At 62.9% G+C, this 20,753-nt stretch carries 18 protein-coding genes; 3 read left to right on the top strand and 15 right to left on the bottom strand.

Annotation, left to right across the window (positions count from 1 at the left end; genetic code table 11):
• Positions 1–51: 51 nt before the first annotated feature.
• Genes ACFE7K_RS02865 through ACFE7K_RS02850 form a run of 4 tightly spaced genes read right to left on the bottom strand, consistent with a single transcriptional unit; the run spans position 52 to position 3,633 of the window.
• Positions 52–876 (bottom strand): ABC transporter permease, encoded by an 825-nt coding sequence (locus ACFE7K_RS02865; protein WP_375396651.1) that lies wholly within the window; start codon positions 874–876, stop codon positions 52–54.
• A 17-nt stretch (positions 877–893) separates the two neighbouring features.
• On the bottom strand, positions 894–1,703 hold the full coding sequence (locus ACFE7K_RS02860) for an ABC transporter ATP-binding protein (protein WP_375396650.1): 810 nt from the start codon (positions 1,701–1,703) through the stop codon (positions 894–896).
• Positions 1,704–1,726: 23 nt separating this feature from the next.
• Entirely contained in the window at positions 1,727–2,614 is an 888-nt protein-coding gene (locus ACFE7K_RS02855; RefSeq protein ID WP_375396649.1) for an HpcH/HpaI aldolase/citrate lyase family protein, read from the bottom strand.
• Positions 2,611–3,633, bottom strand: a complete 1,023-nt coding sequence (locus ACFE7K_RS02850; protein WP_375396648.1) for an amidohydrolase family protein — start codon at positions 3,631–3,633, stop codon at positions 2,611–2,613. Before ACFE7K_RS02850 ends, ACFE7K_RS02855 begins: the two co-directional genes overlap by 4 nt.
• A 324-nt stretch (positions 3,634–3,957) precedes the next feature.
• On the opposite strand from ACFE7K_RS02850, the gene ACFE7K_RS02845 reads away from it, so the two are divergent.
• Positions 3,958–4,926 carry a PhnD/SsuA/transferrin family substrate-binding protein gene (locus ACFE7K_RS02845; RefSeq protein WP_375396647.1) on the top strand — a complete coding sequence of 323 codons (969 nt, stop codon included), beginning with the start codon at positions 3,958–3,960 and terminating at the stop codon, positions 4,924–4,926.
• 3 nt (positions 4,927–4,929) lie between these two features.
• Here ACFE7K_RS02845 and ACFE7K_RS02840 read toward each other — a convergent pair whose 3' ends face one another.
• The 6 genes from ACFE7K_RS02840 to ACFE7K_RS02815 form a co-directional block, all read right to left on the bottom strand.
• The gene (locus tag ACFE7K_RS02840) at positions 4,930–6,294 is read right to left on the bottom strand and encodes a hypothetical protein (RefSeq protein ID WP_375396646.1); all 1,365 of its coding nucleotides are present in this window, start codon (positions 6,292–6,294) and stop codon (positions 4,930–4,932) included.
• Between the two features lie 44 nt (positions 6,295–6,338).
• Entirely contained in the window at positions 6,339–9,248 is a 2,910-nt protein-coding gene (locus ACFE7K_RS02835) for a TonB-dependent receptor domain-containing protein (protein WP_375396645.1), read from the bottom strand.
• Positions 9,249–9,451: 203 nt separating this feature from the next.
• Positions 9,452–10,408: an amidohydrolase family protein gene (locus ACFE7K_RS02830; RefSeq protein ID WP_375396644.1), complete on the bottom strand. Its 957-nt coding sequence runs from the start codon at positions 10,406–10,408 to the stop codon at positions 9,452–9,454.
• Positions 10,324–11,214 carry a phosphate ABC transporter substrate-binding protein gene (locus ACFE7K_RS02825; RefSeq protein ID WP_375396643.1) on the bottom strand — a complete coding sequence of 297 codons (891 nt, stop codon included), beginning with the start codon at positions 11,212–11,214 and terminating at the stop codon, positions 10,324–10,326. Before ACFE7K_RS02825 ends, ACFE7K_RS02830 begins: the two co-directional genes overlap by 85 nt.
• A 118-nt stretch (positions 11,215–11,332) precedes the next feature.
• Positions 11,333–12,352: an ABC transporter substrate-binding protein gene (locus ACFE7K_RS02820; protein WP_375396642.1), complete on the bottom strand. Its 1,020-nt coding sequence runs from the start codon at positions 12,350–12,352 to the stop codon at positions 11,333–11,335.
• On the bottom strand, positions 12,352–13,854 hold the full coding sequence (locus ACFE7K_RS02815; protein ID WP_375396641.1) for an MmgE/PrpD family protein: 1,503 nt from the start codon (positions 13,852–13,854) through the stop codon (positions 12,352–12,354). The genes ACFE7K_RS02820 and ACFE7K_RS02815 overlap by 1 nt, the downstream gene beginning before the upstream one ends.
• Positions 13,855–13,985: 131 nt before the next feature.
• Here ACFE7K_RS02815 and ACFE7K_RS02810 point away from each other — a divergent pair, with 131 nt between their 5' ends.
• Together ACFE7K_RS02810 and ACFE7K_RS02805 are read left to right on the top strand one after the other, a co-directional pair.
• Positions 13,986–15,221 (top strand): LysR substrate-binding domain-containing protein, encoded by a 1,236-nt coding sequence (locus tag ACFE7K_RS02810; protein WP_375396640.1) that lies wholly within the window; start codon positions 13,986–13,988, stop codon positions 15,219–15,221.
• A gap of 107 nt (positions 15,222–15,328) precedes the next feature.
• Entirely contained in the window at positions 15,329–16,057 is a 729-nt protein-coding gene (locus ACFE7K_RS02805; protein WP_375396639.1) for an IS6 family transposase, read from the top strand.
• Positions 16,058–16,221: 164 nt separating this feature from the next.
• Here ACFE7K_RS02805 and ACFE7K_RS02800 read toward each other — a convergent pair whose 3' ends face one another.
• Genes ACFE7K_RS02800 through ACFE7K_RS02780 form a run of 5 tightly spaced genes read right to left on the bottom strand, consistent with a single transcriptional unit; the run spans position 16,222 to position 20,738 of the window.
• Positions 16,222–16,344 carry a hypothetical protein gene (locus ACFE7K_RS02800; protein ID WP_375396638.1) on the bottom strand — a complete coding sequence of 41 codons (123 nt, stop codon included), beginning with the start codon at positions 16,342–16,344 and terminating at the stop codon, positions 16,222–16,224.
• Positions 16,341–17,309 (bottom strand): fumarylacetoacetate hydrolase family protein, encoded by a 969-nt coding sequence (locus ACFE7K_RS02795; protein ID WP_375396637.1) that lies wholly within the window; start codon positions 17,307–17,309, stop codon positions 16,341–16,343. Before ACFE7K_RS02795 ends, ACFE7K_RS02800 begins: the two co-directional genes overlap by 4 nt.
• Positions 17,306–18,916: an FAD-dependent monooxygenase gene (locus ACFE7K_RS02790; protein ID WP_375396636.1), complete on the bottom strand. Its 1,611-nt coding sequence runs from the start codon at positions 18,914–18,916 to the stop codon at positions 17,306–17,308. Before ACFE7K_RS02790 ends, ACFE7K_RS02795 begins: the two co-directional genes overlap by 4 nt.
• Before the next feature lie 39 nt (positions 18,917–18,955).
• A complete protein-coding gene (locus ACFE7K_RS02785; protein WP_375396635.1) occupies positions 18,956–19,888 on the bottom strand; it encodes a VOC family protein in 933 nt (310 codons plus the stop codon).
• Positions 19,881–20,738 (bottom strand): fumarylacetoacetate hydrolase family protein, encoded by an 858-nt coding sequence (locus tag ACFE7K_RS02780; RefSeq protein WP_375396634.1) that lies wholly within the window; start codon positions 20,736–20,738, stop codon positions 19,881–19,883. Before ACFE7K_RS02780 ends, ACFE7K_RS02785 begins: the two co-directional genes overlap by 8 nt.
• Between the last annotated feature and the right edge of the window lie 15 nt (positions 20,739–20,753).

The following is a 20,753-nucleotide window of genomic DNA, read 5'->3' as shown; positions in this document are numbered from 1 at the left end:
TTGCCCTCGCGGCCCTTGTCATCTTCTGGCTATGACCAATGAGTCCTGACCCTAGTCTCCCACCGAGCGCCATGGCGCGAAGTGATCCTCGGCCTTCCGCACGAGAATGGTCAGCCCGATGCCCAAGAGCATCAACGTCAGGATCGGCACAAACATTGATGCGGTATCATATTGATTGCCGTATTTCACGATGAGAGCACCTAGGCCTGTGATTGCCGTGAAGAACTCGGCAACGACCATGCCGATGATTGCACGCCCAATACCTAGACGCAGCCCAGTCATCATATAGGGTATGGTCGCTGGAAGAATGATCTTAAGAAAGATTTGTCGTTCGCTCGCAGCAAAGGCAGAACCGACATCGATCAGTTGCGCGGGTACGTTCCGCACGCCGGCCGCCGTGTTGATGAGCACCGGGAACACCGCAAGCAGCGAGACGATGAAAAGCTTCGCCATGTCGCCTAATCCAAACCACAGGATGACGAGCGGCAGGATCGCGACCAAGGGTGTCGAGTAAAGCGCGTTGACAAGCCAATCGGTCGCTGCATCGACCAGCCGATAGCGCCCGATCAAAAGACCGAGCACTAGTCCAATCATTGATGCAGTGACAAATCCGATCACAAGCGTCTGGATGCTGCTCAGCAAGGCGGCCCCGAGCTCGCCGCTCTGTATCATGGCCACCGCCGCCGTAGCGATCGCGCTGGGGTACGACATAAACAGCGGATCGACCTTGCGGCCGAAGAATTCCCACGATCCTATCACAACGATGATCGAGGCGAGCCGAACCAGCCAGACCAGACTGCGCGCGCGCGGTGGCGGCCCCAGCACCTCGACGTCGGCAGAACTGTCGAGCTCAGCTGCGGCAGCACTATCGGTCACGGTTATCGTCCTCGCGTTCATGCCGCCAGCGCCTGTGCCGGGGTGCGAATGAGATCCCACATCTCTGCACGGATCGACTGAAAGCGCGTATCGCCGCGAAGCTCGGGCAATTCCGGCCGGGGATGGGTAAAAGGAATGTCGACGATGCGTTTCACCCTACCAGGCTTCGCTGCAAGCACGATCACGCGATTGCTCAGGTAGATCGCTTCGTCTAGGTCATGGGTGACAAAGAGCGTGGTCTTGTTGGTCTCGGCCTGGATACGGAGTAATTCCGCCTGAAGGACCTCGCGGGTCTGCGCATCGAGTGCGCTGAAGGGCTCGTCCATCAACAAGATCTCAGGATTAATCGCCATCGCTCGCGCCAGGCCGACACGCTGCTGCATTCCGCCTGACAACTGGTGGGGCAACTGGTCTGCGGCGTGATGGAGGCCGACCAGCTGGAGCAACTCACTGGCCCGTTGAGTTCGTTCCGCCTTCGACACGCCCTGCAGCTCGAGCCCGAACTCGATATTCTGCCTTGCCGTCCGCCATGGCAGCAAGCCGGCTTGCTGGAAGACGAAGCCGCGGTCGCGGCCCGGCTTCTTGACCGGTACACCGTCAACCTCGATCGCGCCGGTGTCCAGCCGGACCAGTCCCTGTACGATCCGCAACAAGGTAGTTTTACCGCAACCGCTTTCGCCGATGATCGAGACGATCTCGCCCTGCCGTATATCGAAACTGACCCCACGCAGCACATTGAGGAACTGCTGGCCGCCACCCGGTGCGCCGCGCAGACGGAACGTCTTGGTGACGCCCCGCACCGCGAGCTTGGCTCTTCCATCTCCCATATCGTTCTAGCCTTCTCATCAACTCAGTACGAATGTCCGGGGCTGGCGTTAGTTTTGGCGGCACCAAACCGGGCGAGCGCCCGTTCGACCGCGGGATAGGTCTTGACCGGCCCCTGCATCAGGAACGTATATCCCTCGTCGATCAGCCGATCGACGTTCTTAAGGGTCGTGTGAGGATTGCCGACCGCGATATTGTGCTTTCGGCAGATGGCGACAATTCGCGCCATCGCGTCGCGCACCTCCGGATGATCATACTGTCGTGGCAAGCCAAGCGCCTGACTGAGATCACCCTCCCCTATCAGACACAACCCGATGCCGGGTACATCACCCAGTATGTTGTCGAGATTGTCGATCGCTTCTGGCGTCTCGACCATCAGCCCAACCAATATTTCACCGTGCGGGGCGAGCGGCCAGACATCCGCCTTCGCGTAATAATCGGTCTGGCTGAGCCCCCAGTAGCGTGCCGCCGATGAAGGTCCGTCGCCGCGTTGACCCACCGGCTCGTATAGCGGAGCAACGCTGGGGCGGGCGTAACGGCAGGCTGATACCGCATTATATGCCTGTTCGACGGTTGCGACATGCGGCCAGATGATGCCGTAAGCGCCGCGGTCGAGTGCCTGCTTGGCATAGGCTTGGTTCATCTCGCGACCGTTTGCCGGAATGCGAACAAGTGGTGTCATTCCGCACGCGGGCGTTGCCGACGCGACGAGCTCCTGCTTGTTGAGAAGATATTGCATCGCGTCCGAGAGCGCGTTCATGTCCCAGGGATTGTGTTCCATCTCGAAGATGATGCCATCATAGGGGGCGGTGCTGAGCCCGACCGCGGACTGACGATCGGCTTGGGCGAAAGCCGCCATTGCCGGTCGCCCCGATTGCCAGGCGCGCACAATGCCATTCAGTCGCCCGCTCACTTCCCGCGCCCCTTCAGTAATGCATCGAGCCTGGGATATACGCGACGAGCGTTGCCTTCGAAAATACTGGCCTTGTCGTCAGCCGAGAGCGGCAGCGCCTCGACATACTTCTTGGTGTCGTCAAAGTTGTCGCCGGTATTCGGATCGATACCTTTCACCGCACCAATCATCTCCGACCCAAACAATACATTCGCCGCAGGAATCACCTTGGTCAGCAGCTCGACGCCGGGGAGGTGATAAACACACGTGTCGAAGAATATGTTGTCGAGTAGGCCCTCGAGGGGTCGTTTGGCAATCTCCAGGCTCATGCCGCGGTAGCGACCCCAGTGATACGGCACCGCGCCGCCGCCATGCGGGATGATGAGGCGCAACGTCGGAAAGTCGTCGAACAGGTTCGATTGCAAGATCTGCATGAACACACTCGTGTCAGCATTGATGTAATGCGCACCGGTGCTGTGGAAGTTAGGATTACAGGATGCCGCCACATGGACCATTCCGGGCACGTCAAGGTCGCACAACGCCTCGAACAACGGATACCATTCGCGGTCGGTAAATGGCTTTCCGGTCCAATAGCCGCCGGAGGGGTCCGGGTTTATATTGACGCCGATGAAGCCGAGCTCCTCGACGCATCGCCGCAGCTCCGGCACGCTGTTTGCGGGCGGTGCATTGGGCGATTGCGGCAGCATGCACACGGGCACGAAGTTGTCGGGGTAGAGCTCGGCTACGCGCTTGACGAGATCGTTCGAGATCGTCGCCCATTCCAGGCTGGTGCGTTCGTTGCCGCGGTGATGGCTCATCAGGCTCGCAATCGGCGAAAACAGCGTCAGATCACCGCCACGTTCCTGCTGAAGCCTGAGCTGCCCCCCCTCGATAGCTGAGCGGATCTCGTCGTCGCTGACATGCGCCTCGCCACGGCTAGGGGCATTCACCGGATCGTTTGCAGCAGCTACCTGCTTCTCCCGAAAATCTCGAAAGCTCTGGGGCACCGTCGTGAAATGACCGTGGCAATCAATAATCATGGTGCCTCCCCTCAGGATCGGCCACTATGCGCGCCGTCCATATCGTCTCGTTGCCGGTGGCCATTTACCGCCGAACCCCGCCAAGGCGTCATTAGAAGTCGCGCGACCATATTCTAAACATCGATTTGTGTCGGCGCTGGCCGAAGCGACGATGCACGCATCAGCGGTTCGCAGCCGTCGAGCTTCTCGAATGTTCACGGGCACCGTTCGCGAATAAATCGCCGCACCGCCAAGTTTGAATGAGCGACGTGCTGCAATGCACGGCAAAGAAGGCACAACAGCCGGTCGCAGCTGGGTGGCGTGCATCGGCAGGAGGGGATAACCATGCCTGACAAACTTCACCTGACGTTCGCGATTTCGGATCAACCGCACACGCGCGCTTTGATCAATGGGTCCATCCCGATTGAGGGTATCGACGCCGAATTCGTGGTGGTTAAGCCACAGATCGCGGCATTCCGGCGAATGGTTCGCAATGTCGAGTTCGACGTTTGCGAACTGGCCTCGACCACCTATGTTATCGCGCGCGCGTACGACGCGCCGTTCGTGGCATTGCCGATCTTCATCGCACGGCGGTTTCATCATGCCGGCCTGTTGGTCCGGCCTGATGCCGGCATCCGCTCTCCAAAAGACCTGGAAGGCAAGAAGGTCGGCGTTCGCGCCTATTCTGTTACAACCGGTGCGTGGACCCGCGCGATCCTGGTAGACGAGTTCGGGCTAGACGATTCAGCGGTGACCTGGGTAGTCGATGACGAAGAGCATGTCACTCAGATGCCGCTTCCCGCCAACGTCATCCACGCGAGCCGTCCACTCGCCGAGATGATGGCCGACGGCGAACTTGCCGCAGGGTTCGCAGCCAATGCGGGAGTCGGCCGCTCCGGCAAACCGACAGAAGGGATGCAGGCCGTTGAGGCCAATTACCCTGACCTGTTTCAAGATGCGAAGGCGCTTGAGGCCGAGTGGTATGCCCGTACGGGTATATATCCCATTCATGGGACCATCGTCGTAAAGGACGCGGTTCTGGCCGCCCATCCCTGGGTTGCCAGGTCGCTGTTCGACGCGTTCAGCCGCGCCAAAGACGAGTGGCTGGTCCGCCTCGATGCGGGCGAGGAGGATGTGGCGGCGAACAAGAAGTACGCCAACCTGCGCAAGATCGTTGGCCATGATCCCCTGCCCTATGGCCTTAAGCAAAACCTGCCGACCATCCGTGCGCTCGAGGAAGCGGCGTTTCGCCAGCAGCTCACGCCTCGGCGTATGATTATCGAGGAGCTGTTCGTCGATCCCGCGACGGGCTGAGGCTCAGAACCGGCCCTGCGACAGCCAGCCGTCGAGATAATCAAATGTCCGCTTGCCAGTATCACCGAACTCCGGGCGGCAGGGCGCAAAGCCGTGGGTGGCGCCCTCGACCGCCGCGTAGGTTTTATCGCGCGAGGCGAGATGATTGAAGATCACCTCGCCGGGCATCACGAGATAATGGCAGGTCATCGTCAGGACGAGTGATGGAACCGTGATGCCTTCGGCCATCGCTGGTGTCGAATTATAAGAAGACTGCCAATCCACGCCAACAATATCATCGGCGGTGATTGCGTAATTGGCACGCGTGCGGATTGCGGAGGCAGCAAGGAAACGGCGTACCGTGGTATCCTGCGCCATTGTCTCTAGCGCGTTGAGCGACTCCGCCGAGCGGCCGCCCGGTGCGCGGACAGAACGGATCACGGCCTGCTCGTTCGTGCCGTCGGCGCGCAGCAGCAGATGCGGTTGACGGGTGTGCGCCGCAAAGCTCGTATCGGGCTGATACAGCCGAGCGCCTGATGCCCGCACGCCCATGCCACGGATCACGAGCGGCTCGTCGTCGGAATAGTCGCCCTTACCCGTTTCAATGGCATGGAGCCGCCCGACAGCGTTGTCGATCACCCGCGCGTTGTCTTTTGCCTGACCGGCATAAAAGCGTGTGGCGAACGCAGCCGAATAGGTTGCGCGCTTGGTCACGGGGTCATAGCCGTTGGCGGGAGCAAACATATCTAGTCGCTCGTCGCGCACCTTGCCCGCGATCGCGGGGTCGATGGCGCTCATCTGGTGGAACGCGCCCAGCGTCGCATCGAGAAAGACGATACCGTCCAGACGGGCAAGTCGCTCGAGTCCGCGGGTGGGGCATGGATAGATCTTCGCCGGGTCGGAGCAGAAGCCCGGCCCCTTCTCCGACACTCCCCCATACAGGCCGACGAGATGTCCGCCACCGCTGTGGCCGACGAGCACCACCTTCTCCACTCCGGCGAGCGAGCGCAGCCAAGTAACGGAGGCCGAAATGCTGGGAAGATATTCCTCAGGGTCGGCTTCGCCGTAATCCGCGTTTCCACGATAGTTCAGCATCAGCGTACGGTAGCCGCGGCTCGCCATTTCGCGTCCGAGCTCTGCGTTGAAATTGTTGCGGCTGGGATGCGTGAAGATCAACGTCACTCGCGGGTGACTGAGGTCGGCTGGTATGTAGAGCAGGCCCTCGCCCTGGCCCGGCAGTCGGACGTATTGGGTATGGTAAGCGGACGTGTCGACCGGCCCGGGCTTGACCGACCGAGAAGCGCCCCCGTCGTCCTCCTGTGAATGGACCGGCGCTGCGCCGAGGAGGAGCGACAACGCCGCCGCGATGAACATACCTGCCTCACGCATCGTGCTTTCCTCTCAAACGCTCCGATTCGCTCGGCAAGGGCTCATCAGATCTTGACGCGCAGACCTGCTACGAAGGACCGGCCGAGTGGATCATCGCCGATCGCCCAGCCGCCCATGGCGCCTGGCGTGGTGCTGCCCGGTGGCGCGGCGGGCGGCGGATCCTTGTCGAGAAGGTTCTGGACGTTGAAGAACAGTTCGCTGTCGCTTCCTCCAGCACGGAACCGATAGGAAAGGTTGAGGTCCACGTAGGTGACTGCCGCAACCTTGCAGCAAGCGACCGTGATCGTGTCATCGCCGCTCAGCCGGAGCGGATTGCGGTAACGCTCCTGCAGGTCGATGCGAAAGCCCTTGGCGACCTCCATGGACTCGGTCAGCGTCACACGCACCGACGGACTGGCGATGAGCGGTGCGGGACCATAAGCGGTGCCGCCCATGTCGATATTCGATAGGCCCGGCTGCGCATAGATAGTGTGGGGCTGCCAGGTGACGAAGCCCCGAAAGTTGAATGGCTTGCCAAAGATTGGTGTCCGGTATGCTGCTTCGACGTCCACACCCTTGGTGTTGATGCTGGAGATGTTGATGTTGTACTGCCGCCACGCGGTGACGATGTTGGCAGCCGTCCTATCGGTGTAGTTGAGCGGCCGGTCCTGCAGCGTACAATAGTTGCTCGTGCCACCGCTTGCATAGCAAGTCTGCTGGACAACCGAGTCCTCGCCCTTGACCTCGACAATCGCGTTGTCGACGCCGATGAAGAACGCATCGACCGTCAGGCTGAACCGGGGCAGCCAGGTCGGCTCGTAAACGAAGCCGAACGTCTTGGTATGGCCGATCTCGGCGATCAGGCTGGGATTGCCAGCGCGGAAGCTCGGCACGGTCGGCTGCGCACCGGTTAGCTGATCGACTGCAGTCGTCGACTGGACCGAGGCCGGCGCGAACAGATCATTGAGCGTCGGTGCGCGAATATCGCGCGAGATCGTCCCGCGCAGCCGCAGCGCCGGACTGAAACGCCAGTCGATACCGCCCTTCCACGTCCAATAATTACCGCTTGTGCTGTACTGCGTGTAGCGGGCGGCGCCGTTCACCGAGAGAGATTGCGCGATCACTGAGTCTCGTAGCAGCGGCACCTCGACCTCGGCCGCAGCCTCTTTCACGGACACGCTGACCTTCGAGCGTGGCGCAAAGGCATTGGCCCACAGCAACGTGGTCGCCCGGCAGTTGAAGCGCAGACCGGTGCAGTTCGCTAGCGTGTTGGCGTTGGCGTCAGTTTCGGATTCGAAGCTGGTCCGGCGCCATTCGGCCGAGAGCGCCGTGTTTACCGGCCCCGCCCAGGTATCAAAAATCCGACCCGAGACGGAACCGTTGATGTCGACCGTCTGCGAATGAGCAGTGTAATGCGTCGTGGTGAGAATGTAGTCGAGCGCCGCTTGACTAGCCGAGGTCGGGCCAAAGATGTTGAGCGGGACACAATCGGGTCGTGCGCCGGTCAATGCTGTGTTGCAGACGATCTGGCCGGTGGCGGGATTTACCACCGCGTCCAGTGCGGCCGAGAGCCGCTCATTATTGATGTTGTACGCAAAATTATTCTTGAGGGTGGTTCGGCCATAATTTCCAGACAAGTCCCAGCGCCAGCCGCTGATGCGGCCGTCGAAACCACCGTTCACTATGATCTGGTCTGATGAAATTCGCGGATGTAGCGTCGGTGCTTGGCTGAAGATCTTGCTGAAGCCGAAGGTTGTCTGGTTGGCATTCACCAGCTGCGTCCGATACGCAACAGGCAGGAAGGCGTTGTCGCGGCTGATCGTCAGGCCAGTTAGCGAGGGCCAATTAAAGCTCAGCTCGTTCTCCTTCTTGTCGCGCGCCGCCTGGAAGTGCGCACGGGTTGATCCGCCAAGATCGAGGTCGGCGCGGAAATAGGCTTGATCGAAGGTCAGCGGTGCAACCAGCGATGCCGATTGATAATAACCATCGCCGCCGACTTCGGCCGTCCTAGTCGAAGTTGGAGTGCCGTGGACGAAGGCGCTGAGAACACCATCGGTGCGAAACTGCTGACCGTTCAAAATGCCGCTGGTGACGAGCCCGCCGAACGTTGCCGAGTTATTTCGGACATTGGCGGTTAGAATGTATGGGTCGGCCGAGGTGCCGGTGCCGACCACCGCATATTTCCGGTTCCAGTCACGCGAAAAGCGGTCGAGGATACCGCGGGTATCGTAATGTTCGTAGCTGGCCATCACGTGCAGCCGACCGTCGAACAGCGTCGTCCCGCCGGCGATGCCGGCCTTCCAGTTCTTGTTGTCGCCGAGTTGAGTCTCGCCGGCCTGCGCTTGGAGCTTGATCCCGTTGAAATTGCGGTCGGGGATGAAGTTGACCACGCCGGCGACCGCATCGGAGCCATAAACCGCCGAGGTGCCGCCGGTGACGACCTCAACCCGCTGAATCAACATCTGGGGAATGATGTCGACATCGACGACACCGGTTATGGTGGTTGGCGCCACGCGCTGCCCGTCGAATAGGATCAGCGTTCGGTTCGCACCCAGATTCCGCAGGTTGAGCTGGTTCGACGCCGGGCTACCGGCCCCGGCAGCACCGGAACCGATCGGGTTCGACTGCTGACCGCGCGAGCCCGAGAAGACCGGCAAAGTGTTGAGGCCGTCGATCAGCGTCGTTGGGCGCGAGACGGCCAAGTCCTGCGCCGAGACCACCGTCACCGGAGTCGGCATGTTGTTACCGTTCGTCACGATGCGCGATCCCGTCACGACAACATCGCCGGTCGGGTCAGCCGACGGCGCGGACTCCCGCGCGTCCGCAGGCGTTGCAGTAGCGACGGGGGGCGACGTCTGCGCGGTTGCCGACGCCTCGACGCCCGCAGTGGGGGCCACCTGCGCCGATGCAGCAACCGGGCTTGCAGCAACGCTCGTGCCTGTCATCAGCACAGCCCATAACTTCTTGGTCGTCATGCTCTCTCCCCTACTGCGCTCGTCGACGCGTCATCTGCTTTCGACGGGATTGGCCATTCTGGCTCTGTTTTCTGCAAACGAAGGCGATGGCGTGCACCCGATCGGCACACGACATCATCTTGCACTCTTCTATAAACCGCTAAATCACACTTCGGGACTCAGCCCGTCATTCGATCTGCACTTCGGCATTCGATCTTGCGACTTTAGCGCTGGCGATCAGCCAATGCGGGATAGAGGCGCTGGGCCGTCCGGGCAAAAATCCAACTGCGATCGTCGTCAGACAGGCCGACGCAGGCCGCTTTCGCGCTCGCTATGATCTCGCTCAACGTGCCGGGGGCGGAGAGATAGTTCGACCCCCAGGCGATGCGGTCGGCACCGAAAACGCTTACCAGCCGCGTCATGAAGCCGACCGGTTCAGCTTCGCCCTTCACCATCGAGTCGAGCCCCGATCGCGTGTACTTCAGGTACAGGTTGGGAAAGCGAGCCAGATCGAAATAGCTGTCGGCGGCGCGATACGGCGCCCCATCGGCGATTGGCGGACGGCCTAGATGATCGATGAAGAGCCGCACCTCCGGAAAGCGCGCGAGGATCGTCTTGATGTGTTCGAGGCTTTCATCGCGCGCATTGACATTCGTCGCGACGGAAATGCCGAGTTCGGCGGCACATTCCCACGCTGGCGTCACCACCGGATCGTCTATCCGCAGCCAGTCTTTCGCCATCGTGCTGCCGCGCGCGTAAATGCGCATCCCCGTCATCCCTCGCGCCACCCAATAGCGCATCAGATCCGGCGCCTCGGGCGCGGTGACGTTGACCGAGAACACGCCGGTGACGCGGTCGCTCCGACCCGCGATTGAGTCGGCGACATAGCTGTTGTCGAAGCCGTAGGTCGTCGAGCTGTGGACGATCGCCGCCTTGTCGACTCCGGCCTCATCCATGGCAACGATGAGGCTTTCGATCGTCGCCGACCGTTCTTTGGACCAATCCGAGCGCTTTCCGCCGAGCGGATCGGGCGGATAGCGCTCGACGTCTGGCGAGGTGATGTGCGGATGTGTATCGATGATCTGCGAACTCATGGTCAGGCGCCCAGCCCTGCGGTGAGGTCGGTGAATAGCTCGTCGACAGTGAGGCGGTGGGGGATCAGCCGCTGCTCGAACGACCATTCGATTGCAAGCTCGAGTGCCTTGCGGTTCGCCTCGAGTCCGATCGGCGGAAAGATGTCGGGGAGCGCATCCGCCGCAGCCGCGCGGCTCTCCACCAACATGCGGAAGATTTCGCGCACCGCTTCGGGATGAGCACGAACAACATCGTCGTGCACCGTGAACATGTGGTTGATCGGCACGACGTGCTCGCGCTCATACCATTGCTTCGCCGCCGCCTTGGCATCCGGGATCAGCGTGGCGATGCGCGAATCTTTGGGCATGTCGCCGCCCATCATGATGGCGGTCAGTTCTCCGTCATAGAGAAGCTGCGGCAGATTGCTGCCTGCGGGAAGTCGCTGGCAATTGCCCGGTTCGTGGAATTCGGAAACGTGTGCGTCCTCGATGGTCATCCATGTGACCTTGTTTAGATCGACGCCATATTCATGCTGCAGTACGCCGCGAACCCACAGCCCGGTGGTCTGCGCATAGGTTCGCACGCCGACCTTCTTGCCTTCGATGTCCTTGGGGCCGATCGCGGCCCGGTCCGTGTCATAGGCGATGCAATGCTGCTGGAACCGGCCGGAAATCGGGATGGGGAGCAACGTCCACGGCTTTCCATACGCCTTGGCCTGCAGATAAGTGATGATGGCCAGCTCGCCCGCGTCATAGCCTTCACCACGCAGCATTGCCTTAAACGCGTTATTGGCGGCCTTCGGCCCGCAGAAATCGAGCTCTACGATAGGCGAGGTGACGCGCCCGTCCCGCATCGCCGCCGTGACCGGATAGTCGGCGAGGTTGGTGCGGAGCTTGAGCATAGTGGTGGCCATCGGACTGGTCTTCCGTGCAGCAGGCTTCCGCTTGCGCCACGGACCTATCCGCGAGGCAATCGAGCCGAGGTTACTTGTTAAACGCGAGCCGGTGGTTACATCCCGCCAGCCAGTTTCATTAGGTCTTGTTGAGCAACTTCAACGCATCCTTGGCAACCGATGCGTCGACCACGCGGTCATAAGGCAGGATCGATTTCTGAGCATCGAAGCTCATGTTGATCTTCTGCATGTAGGCCAGGCGGTCGGGCGATAGGATCAAGTCGGTGGCGAAAGGCTTCGCCTTTTGCAGGAAGACCCACTCGGCTTCGTGTTCAGCGTCCGGTACGCTCGCAAAGACCGACTTGCGCGCCTTGAGAAAGGGTTCATGCGCGCTCGGCTCGCTCAAAAATGCGAACAGCTTGGCATAAGCGGCGAGCGTCCTGACGATCTCGTCGCGCCGGGTCTCGATCGCGTGGAGCGATGTCCAGCCGGCCTGATAAGTGAAGTCGGGCAACTCTTCGGAGAAGTCGCCGTGCTCGACGAGATGCACCTTATACGCGGCCGCGTCCGGCACATAGGAGGCAGGGCCCGCTCCGGCGTCAACCGTGCCCGCCCGCACGCCTTTGAACACGTCGGTGTTCGAGCCAAGGTTGATGAACTTCACCGCAGCGACATTGACGCCGTATTTTCGCAGCGTCGTGACGGTCAATTGGTGGATCAGCGACCCGACCGCGCCGATGCCGACATTCTTGCCCTCCAGATCCTTCAGCGTGCGGACATTGTCCTTGCTGCTGAACAGGGCGAGCATCGGTCGAAGTGTGGCGGCGTTGATAATCCGGATGGGGGCACCACGCTCGACTGCGGGGAACACCTGCGCAAAGCCCGATATCGGCACCACGTCGACCGAGTTGCTGATCACGCTCGCCATAATCTTCGCGCCATCTGACACCGGGATAATTTCGGGGTGCAGCCCGAACGATTCCAGAAATCCCTGCTGCTTCATCAGCGCGCTCATCGTCAGGTTGAAGCTGCCGGATGCGCTGCCGATGCGAATGGCGCCGTCGCCAGCTTGCGAGCGTCGCCCGCACGCACTCGCCGCCAGTGCGGCAGCGACCCCGAACTGCGCGATGGCAATCCGGCGGTTGATTAACGGGCCCATCATAATCTCCGCGTCAAAGGCTTTAGCAGGGCGACAAGCTCGCCCAGGTCGGGAGCCCTGTCGATAGCGAGAATGAGGTCGCGGGCGCGGCTCGCGTTTGCCTTGCCAATGACTGCGTCCGCGAGATCGTGGAACTTGGCGTCGAGCTCGCGCTCGGTCGCGGGGTTCTGGATGGTGCCCGGCGGATACGGCATCTCGACTCTCTGCGTGCTGCCGTCGGCCAACGTCACTTCCATGTAGCAGCCCAGGATGTCGCTGCCCTTGCTGGTCAGCGCCGGGTCCTCGACCACCTTGATCTTTTCGATGAAGGCGAGCGCAACGGGATCGCGAAAACGGCGCTCCTCGAAATCCTCGATCCGCACGTCGCCGTCGATGATGGCGCGCGCAACGCAATAGGGCGCGCTGTGATCGGCGTGCTCGCGGGTGTTGATGGCGTGATCGAGAAAACCGCGCTGCTGGCTGTAGCCGAAGCTGCTGAGATAGAGCCGCACCGCGCGGACGTTCTCTGCCCGGACGCCCTTGTCGCGCAGCGCAAGCGCGGCGGCGATCGGCGCCTGCGACGTGCCGATGCTGGGCCACATCTTGAAGTTGCTCTTCATGATCTGGAAGTCGCCCGTTCGGGTGCGGAGCAAATCCTCCTTGAGCCCGCGACTTACAAGCGCGCCATAGCTGAATTCGCCGTCCATGATGGTCAGCGGATATTGCAGGCCCGCCCGGCTGAGCAGCGCCGCGAAGGTGCCGAGCCGCACCGCCATCGCTTCGGCCGCCCCCTTTGCCTGGGTCAGCTCGTCGCCGGCGCGCACCTCCGACAGTGTGTTGGCGTTTGATGCGGCGATCGCCATCGCATTGGCGATGCCTCTGGCGTCGAGTCCCAGCAGTCGCGCGGCGCAGGCGGCCGATGCATATTGCGCTTCGATCGAGGGCATATCGAAGCCGGTCCGCTGCGACGCATCGCGAATGCGGATATGAACGTCATAGCCGATCGTCAGCCCAAGGATCAGGTCCTTCCCCGACAGGGACTTCAGTTCGGCAACGGCAAGTGCTGCGGCGAGATTGATGCTCGGGTGATGAGGATAGCCGAGCGCGGCATAGTCGTTGAAATCAAGGTAGCGGATCTGCAGCGCGTTAACGAATGCCGCTTCGTCGCAGGAGGTCTTCCAGCCGGTGCCGATCACTGTCGCCTGAGGGCTGCCTCCACGGTCGCGAAGCACGCTGCGTAGTGCTTTGACCGGCTTCCCGTCGACAGCGCCGATGGCGCAACCGAAGGTGTCCAGCAACAGCGCCTTTGTCTTGAGTACAGTGGCTAGAGGTAGGTCCTCGTAGCGGGTCGCTGCGACCCAAGTACCCATGTCTTCAAGCACCGTGGGACCGTTGCGTTTCGCTCTCGCTGGCTTGACCTCGTTACCTGCTGCGGCTTGGGCAAGGGCGGGACCGGCGGCTGCCGCAAGCAATCCCGCGCCGCCGTGGCGCATGAACTGCCGTCTGGGTATGGCTTCTACCATCCGATCCTCAACCCCTAACACGCCCGGCTTTTTCGGACGTCCGCTTTTTCCGGCACACCTACCTTGGGGCACGCTTCGGAAATGCCCAACATCGTTCTATCGGTGAAATATAAGAATTAGAGAATCGTGGCATGTCTCCCTACGACCTGAATCTGCGTCACCTGATGGCGCTTAGCGCGATAAAATCGCTTGGCAGCCTTAGCCGCGCGGCTGAGGCAGTGCACCTTTCGCAGCCGGCACTGACGCAAGCGGTGGTCAAGCTGGAGACCATGCTGCAGCATCGGCTCTTTGATCGTAAGCGCGACGGCATCACTCCCACCGCAGAGGGACTTGAGCTGATCGAGCGCGTCGACCGCGCCGCCAACGAACTCGCGATGGCGTTTGCGCAGGCGCGCGCGGCCAATGCTGCACGGCGCATGCCCAACGAGCGCGCCATGCTGTTGCGGGTCAGTTTTACCCACCTGCGGGCGGTGATCGCCGCAGTGCAGGGGGGCAATTTTGTCCTAGCAAATCGCGAGACGGGGATCTCTGCCTCCGCCATCCACCGCGCCGTCCGAGATTTCGAACAGATTTCAGGCATGACGCTGTTCGAGCGTCGAGGACGGTCGGTGATCCCCACCGACGACGCACGCCTTGTGGCCGGCGCGGCGCGGCGGGCGGTGGCGGAGATTGCGGCGGTAATGGCCGACTTCGATCTGCGCCGTGGCGCGGCAGGTGGTCGAGTTTCGATCGGAGCGATGCCGGTGGTGCGCGCGCGGCTGATTCCCGAAGCCGTGGCGAGCTTTCACGCCGCGCAGCCGAATGCTGCGACCTCGATCTTCGACGGGCCATACAATGAATTATTCGCGCGGCTGCTGGGTGGCGAGCTCGACATGATCGTTGGGGCGCTTCGCCTCCCCAATCCATCGACGGATATCGTTCAGACGCCGCTCTACAAGGACCCCTTCGTGGTCGTCGCGCGCAGTGACCACCCACTGACGAACGCAACGCACTTCGATTTGCGCTCGCTCACCGCCTTTCCCTGGATCATGGCGGGTAAGACTGCGCCCAAGCGCGTAGCGTGGGAAAAGATGTTTAGAGAAGCGAACATCCCACTTCCGGTCGTAGCCGTCGAGTGCAGTTCGATCCTCGCCATTCACGCGCTTTTGCCGCAGGCCGATTGGTTAACGATCCTGTCGCCGGAGCAGGTCATTCGCGAAATTGAGGGCGGCCGACTAGCGACATTAGGGCCACCGCTGTCGGACGGTGCTGGCATGATCGGCGTAACGACACGCGCAGGTTGGCGTCCATCGTCACTCCAAGCGCAGTTCCTGACCCACCTGAACGCCAAGGTAGCCGAGCTGAAACGAGCGGGGCTGGAGGCTTAGCTTAACCGCAGATGGCGGAGTTCTGTCGGTCGTGTGCGCCAGCTGGTAAGCGGGCTCTTTCAGACGAAGTGCACCGGCTGGTAAGCGGACCGCATTAGGCGCACACCATGCCCCGCCCGCGTGAGCCTGCTAGCCCGTTCCTTCGCTTCAATTCGTCGCCCGAGGTCATCCGGCTGGTTGTGATGATGTACGTGCGCTTCCCGCTAAGCTTGCGCAACGTCGAGGACCTGCTGTTCGAGCGCGGCATCGACGTCTGTCACGAGACGGTGCGGATGTGGTGGAACAGGTTCGGGCCGATGTTCGCCGGCGAGATCAGGCGTCAGCGGGTAAGCCGGATGCGCGGATTCCGCCACTGGCGATGGCACTTGGATGAAATGTATGTGAAGCTCAACGGCGAGATGGTCTACCTCTGGCGAGCCGTCGACCAGGAAGGCGAGGTGCTCGAGAGCTTCGTCACCAAGACCCGTGACAAGGACGCGGCGCTTACCTTCATGAAAAAGGCGCTCAAGCGCCATGGCTCGCCGGAGACGGTGACCACGGACGGGCTGCGTTCCTACCGCGCCGCGATGAACGAGCTAGGCAATGCCGAAAAGCAGGAGGTGGGACGCTGGGCCAACAACCGGGTCGAGAACAGCCACCTGCCGTTCCGACGACGAGAGCGCGCGATGCTCAGGTTCAGGAGGATGAAGACACTCCAGAAGTTCGCCTCGGTCCATGCCAACGTCCACAACCACTTCAATCTCGAACGCCACCTCGTCGACCGCACCCCCTACAAGGAACGCCGCGCGCGGCCCTGGCAGCGTGGCAGCTGGTCGCGAGCTAGGCCCCCGCCCTAAAAGCCCGAGTACCAGCCTGTGGAGACGGGTTCGCATTAGACTGACAGCACCGCCAATCGGTCTGGTCTGCAAACGCTGCGCGGCTATTTATCGCTGAAACCCCGCAAAAAATGCGGGTCTGATGCCTGCCGGAAGGTACCGCAGAGAAAAGTCGGCCATGCCAATCAAGGCATCAGCGGCTGCGCGTGATAGAGGTTGGCGATCAGCGATCCGGTCGCGACCGCGATCGCGACCATGAGCATCCGCCCCGTCTTTTGGTCGGCCCGTTCGCTTGCCTGCGCGATCACCGCGGAACGATGCGGTGGTCGAGCACCCCGAAGACGGACTCTCCGGCAGCGTCGAACGCCTCGATCCGCACCCGCTCGCCGAAATCCAGAAATGGCACGGGCTCGACGCCCGCGATCGTGTCGAGCCCGCGGCGCTCGGCGATGCAGGCCGATCCGACCGTGGCGGCATCGGCGTTCGAAACCGTGCCTGATCCGAGCACGGTGCCCGCGCACAGATCGCGCGTCGCCGCCGCATGAGCGATCAGCCGGTCGAAGCCATAGGTCATTTCGCCGCCATGGGGTATGCCGAAGCGTTCGTCGCCCCGCGTGACCGTCACCGCCAGGTGGACGTGGCCGTCCGCCCAGGCCGGGCCGAGTTCGTCCGGCGTGACCGCGATGCCAGACAGCGCCGAAGGCGGCTTCGCCTGAATGAACCCGAAGCCGCCTTTCATCTCCTCCGGCCCGAAGGCACGCAGGCTCCAGTCGTTGAGCAGCAGCACCAGGCGAACGTGATCCAGCGCGTCGGCCGGCGCGGTGCCGAGCGGCACCCGATCGACGATCACCCCGAACTCTGCCTCGAAATCGATGCCGTCTTCGGTCGAGCGGAACGGTACGTCGCCGTGCGGCGGGTAGAACCGGTCGGACAGACCCTGATAGATCAGCGGCGGGTCGACAGGCGTGCGCCGCTCATAGCGCCACGCCTCGGCGAGGATGAAATTGTGCGCCAGGAACGCCGAGGCGTCGAGGAATTGGTAAGCGCGGGGCAACACTGCGGCGAGGCTTGCCGGATCGAGCGGTACAGCCCCGGCAGCGGTGCCGTCGTTGAGTGCGCGATATTGCGCGTCGAGCGCCGGCGCGACCGCGTCCCAGTCGTCGAGCGCCGTCTGCAGCGTGACTGCGGCCTCGGCCGGCACCGCGTGCGTCAGGTCGCGCGAGACGATCAGCAGGCGACCGTCGGCGCCCTCGTTGCGGCTGGCGAGCTTCATCGCGCGGTCACGCGCCTGAGCGCGGCGGTCGCTCCTTCGGCGTCGGTCCCATCGCCGGTCCACGCGACATGTTCGTCGGGGCGCACAAGTGTGAGCGCGTGCGGATAGAGTGCCGCGACCGCCTCGCTTTCCAGCGGCAGGACATCTAGCGGTATGTCAAGTTGCTCCGCCGCATCCCGGAATGCGGCAATATCGGCGCTTCCGCCCGAGCGGTCGAGCAACGTGAAGCCCTTGCCGAAGCGGTCGTACAGCGACACGCCCGGTGCAAGCCACAGATGCGGCGCCAGGGCGCCGGGCGCAGCGACAGGATCATAATCCTCGGCGGACGGCGGCGGCAGTTCCCCGTCGCCTGCGATGACCGGCGAGCCGCTATAGTGATAGCCGAGCACCATGCCGATGGTGTGGAACTCGCGCCGCTTCTGCCCCACCACATGCGGTGCCAGTGCGGCGCGCGCGGCGTCGCCCGCTGGCGTATCCGCCTCCATTTCGGGGCGGACCATGTTGGCGCTCAGCACCGCATAATTGGCGACCGATTCGTCGATCGTCCACTGGTGCACGCGCCGCCGCTCCCATTCGTAGCTGTCGAGCAGCGCACCGCCCGCCCAGCCGTGCAGCACCGCGTCGAGCTTCCAGCCAAGGTCGACCGCGTCGGCGATACCCATGTTCATGCCGTACCCCCCGAACGGAGGGTGCAGATGGCACGCATCGCCGGCCAGGAACACGCGGCCCTCGGAATAGCGGTCGGCGATCAGCTCGTGCGCATACCACGGGTCAACCGCAACCAGCCGGAAGGCGACCTCGCGACCGATCGTCCCGGCGATGAAGCGGTGGATTTCCTCGTCGTCCATCCCGCTTACGCCCTCGGGAAGCTTCTTGGCGGCGTACCACAAATCGCCGATCGGGCCGAGGATGCCAGGGCTGTCCTCGTTGATCGTCCAGTGCATGATCCCGCGCGGGCTCGGCGGATCTTCGTTCAGTTCGGGGATGTCGAGCACCATATTGTAATTGGCGCCGTAGGCATGGCGGCCGGTCATCGTCGCGCCGATCGCCTCGCGCACGCCGCTGCGCGCGCCGTCCGCTCCCACCAGGTATCGCGCTTTTATGATCGAAACTTCGCCGCCGGTGGTTCGGACTTCGGCGGTGACGCCGTCTTCGTCCTGCGTGAAGCCCACCAATTCGGTGCCGTAACGAAACGCGACCCCGGGGATCGCCTCGGCGCGCGTCTTCATCACCCGTTCGACCAGATATTGCGGAATCCACTCGCTCGGCTCGGAAAAGCGCGAATCGTCGGCGCATTCGTTGCCGCGGAAATAGATGTTGGGCAGCGTCGCGATATGATGGCCATAGAGCCGGGTCTGGAAGACGATGTCGGTCGGCAGGTCGGCGAGGATCGGCGAGGCGGCGCGGACGGCGTCGGCGATGCCCCAGCGCCGCAGATGCTCCAGTGAGCGCATGTTGAGCGTTTTGGCGCGCGGTTGCGGCCCGCGCGTGTCGTCGCGCTCGATCAAGGTGAGCGCATTGCCGCGCAGTCCGAGTTCGAGTGCGAGCGACAGGCCGACCGGCCCGCCGCCGATGACGAGCACGTCGGTGTCATAGTTCTGGTCCATGTCGGTTCCGTGACTTGCCAAAGCGCCGCGGCGCAGGGGTCAGTTGAGTGCAGTCTCGTAATTGCGCACGAAATCCTCGGGCGGGGGCGGACCCCATTGGTAAAAGGAATCCTCGCCCGGATGGTCGGCGCCGGGCCAGTCCATCGTCGCCGGGATGAAGTCCATGTCCGCCGAATATTCCGAATAGCTGCCCCACGGATCGCGGACATATTGGAAATAGTTGGACCCGAGCACGTGCCGGCCCAACCCCCAGCCGCGCGTGTAGCCCGCGGCCTCCATCTGCATTGCGCCCTGGCCGACTTCGGCGACCGTCGCGACGTCCCAACTGCAATGGTGCATGCCCGGCCCGTCCGAGCGGGCGAGCGCGACCAGATGATGGTCGCTGCCATAGGGGCCGTGCATGAACGCCACGTCGTCGCCGGAGCGGTCGGACAGCCGCAGTCCCAGGCGGCCGCCGTAGAAGTCCATCGCCTCGGGCACGCCGCCGGTAAACAGCGCAATGTGCGCCAGGCGTCGCGGGCGGACCTTGATGTTGCGGCTTCGTGGACCGGCGCCGCGATGCTCATGGAAACGCGCCGGCAGGTCGAAGCTGCTCTTAGTATCGGGGGAGGATTTCGGCGCGACCGAGATCTCGACCGACAGGCCGTCAGGCGCGCGGCACCAGATCGCGTTGGAGGCGGCATCGGGCTGCTCGACGCGCACGTCGGCCAGCCGCGCGGCGATCGCCGGCAGGTCCCGTTCGTAGAGGCCGAAGCGGATCGACAGCAGCTTCTTGGCCGGACCGCCCAGCACGTCGGCCCAGACATGGTCGTTGCCGGCGGTGCGCAGCAGCAGCCGGTCCTCGCGCCGCTCGACGTCGAGCCCGAACGCCGTGTAAAACCTCTCCGCCTCGGCCAGATCGGGCACGGCAAGCGTGAAGTGATCGAGCGAATGGACGCCGACGCGGGTCGGGTCGGGAGCGGCCTCAGGCATCGGCCACCACCGGATTGGAGAGGATGCCGATGCCCTCGATCTCGATCTCGCAGACCTCGCCCGCGCGCATGAAGCGCTGCGGCTTGCGCGCGCCGCCGACGCCGGCCGGCGTGCCGGTGATGATGACGTCGCCGGGCTCCAGCGCCATCGCCTCGCTGATCGAAGCGATCAGCGTCGCCACGTCGAAGATCAACTGGTCGGTCGAGGATTTCTGCATCACCTCGCCGTCGAGCCGGGTCTCGATCTTGAGTCCTGATGCGCCGGGGGGCAGCGCGTCGGCGGTGACCATCACCGGCCCGAACGGACCGGTGCCGTCGAAATTCTTGCCGATCGTCCATTGCGGGGTGCGCAGCTGATAGTCGCGAATGCTCGCATCGTTGAACGCCGCATAGCCCGCGACATGGTCGAGCGCTGCCTCCTTGGCGATGTAGCGCCCGGCGGTGCCGATGACGACCGCCAGCTCGCCCTCATAGTCCAGCGCGGCCGAGACGCGCGGCAGGCGGATAGGCGCGCCCGGCGCGACGACCGATGCGGCGAAGCGCGAGAACAGGGTAGGCACCTCGGGCACCGCCATGTTCGATTCGGCGGCGTGATCGGCATAGTTGAGCCCGACACAGAGGATTTTGCCCGGCAGCAACGGCGGAAGCAGCGTCACCTGGGCGGGATCGACCGGCTGTCCCTGGTCGCGCAACGCCGCGCCGGCGGTGGCCAGTGCATCGCCGCCGGCCTCGACCAGCGACAGCAAGGTGCCCGGATAGCCGGGCTGGCCCTCGACCACCCCGACATATCCGTCGCCCGAATCGACGGCGAGGCCGACGCCGGCCTGCGTGCGATAGCTCATGAACTTCATGATGATTCTCCGAGT

Source organism: uncultured Sphingomonas sp. (genome assembly GCF_964244265.1).
In the GTDB taxonomy this organism is placed as follows: domain Bacteria; phylum Pseudomonadota; class Alphaproteobacteria; order Sphingomonadales; family Sphingomonadaceae; genus Sphingomonas.
The sequence above is the reverse complement of the archived record's forward strand: the minus strand, read 5'-3'. Positions and strand labels throughout refer to the sequence as shown.

What these genes read in the sequence shown, in the direction of transcription:
- ACFE7K_RS02860 (WP_375396650.1), bottom strand. Translation starts at nt 1,703, where the DNA reads ATGGGAGATGGAAGAGCCAAGCTCGCGGTGCGGGGCGTCACCAAGACG.
- ACFE7K_RS02850 (WP_375396648.1), bottom strand. Translation starts at nt 3,633, where the DNA reads ATGATTATTGATTGCCACGGTCATTTCACGACGGTGCCCCAGAGCTTT.
- ACFE7K_RS02845 (WP_375396647.1), top strand. Translation starts at nt 3,958, where the DNA reads ATGCCTGACAAACTTCACCTGACGTTCGCGATTTCGGATCAACCGCAC.
- ACFE7K_RS02840 (WP_375396646.1), bottom strand. Translation starts at nt 6,294, where the DNA reads ATGCGTGAGGCAGGTATGTTCATCGCGGCGGCGTTGTCGCTCCTCCTC.
- ACFE7K_RS02835 (WP_375396645.1), bottom strand. Translation starts at nt 9,248, where the DNA reads ATGACGACCAAGAAGTTATGGGCTGTGCTGATGACAGGCACGAGCGTT.
- ACFE7K_RS02830 (WP_375396644.1), bottom strand. Translation starts at nt 10,408, where the DNA reads ATGGTCGTTCGAGCAGCGGCTGATCCCCCACCGCCTCACTGTCGACGA.
- ACFE7K_RS02825 (WP_375396643.1), bottom strand. Translation starts at nt 11,214, where the DNA reads ATGGCCACCACTATGCTCAAGCTCCGCACCAACCTCGCCGACTATCCG.
- ACFE7K_RS02820 (WP_375396642.1), bottom strand. Translation starts at nt 12,352, where the DNA reads ATGGGCCCGTTAATCAACCGCCGGATTGCCATCGCGCAGTTCGGGGTC.
- ACFE7K_RS02815 (WP_375396641.1), bottom strand. Translation starts at nt 13,854, where the DNA reads ATGGTAGAAGCCATACCCAGACGGCAGTTCATGCGCCACGGCGGCGCG.
- ACFE7K_RS02810 (WP_375396640.1), top strand. Translation starts at nt 13,986, where the DNA reads ATGTCTCCCTACGACCTGAATCTGCGTCACCTGATGGCGCTTAGCGCG.
- ACFE7K_RS02805 (WP_375396639.1), top strand. Translation starts at nt 15,329, where the DNA reads ATGCCCCGCCCGCGTGAGCCTGCTAGCCCGTTCCTTCGCTTCAATTCG.
- ACFE7K_RS02795 (WP_375396637.1), bottom strand. Translation starts at nt 17,309, where the DNA reads ATGAAGCTCGCCAGCCGCAACGAGGGCGCCGACGGTCGCCTGCTGATC.
- ACFE7K_RS02790 (WP_375396636.1), bottom strand. Translation starts at nt 18,916, where the DNA reads ATGGACCAGAACTATGACACCGACGTGCTCGTCATCGGCGGCGGGCCG.
- ACFE7K_RS02785 (WP_375396635.1), bottom strand. Translation starts at nt 19,888, where the DNA reads ATGCCTGAGGCCGCTCCCGACCCGACCCGCGTCGGCGTCCATTCGCTC.
- ACFE7K_RS02780 (WP_375396634.1), bottom strand. Translation starts at nt 20,738, where the DNA reads ATGAAGTTCATGAGCTATCGCACGCAGGCCGGCGTCGGCCTCGCCGTC.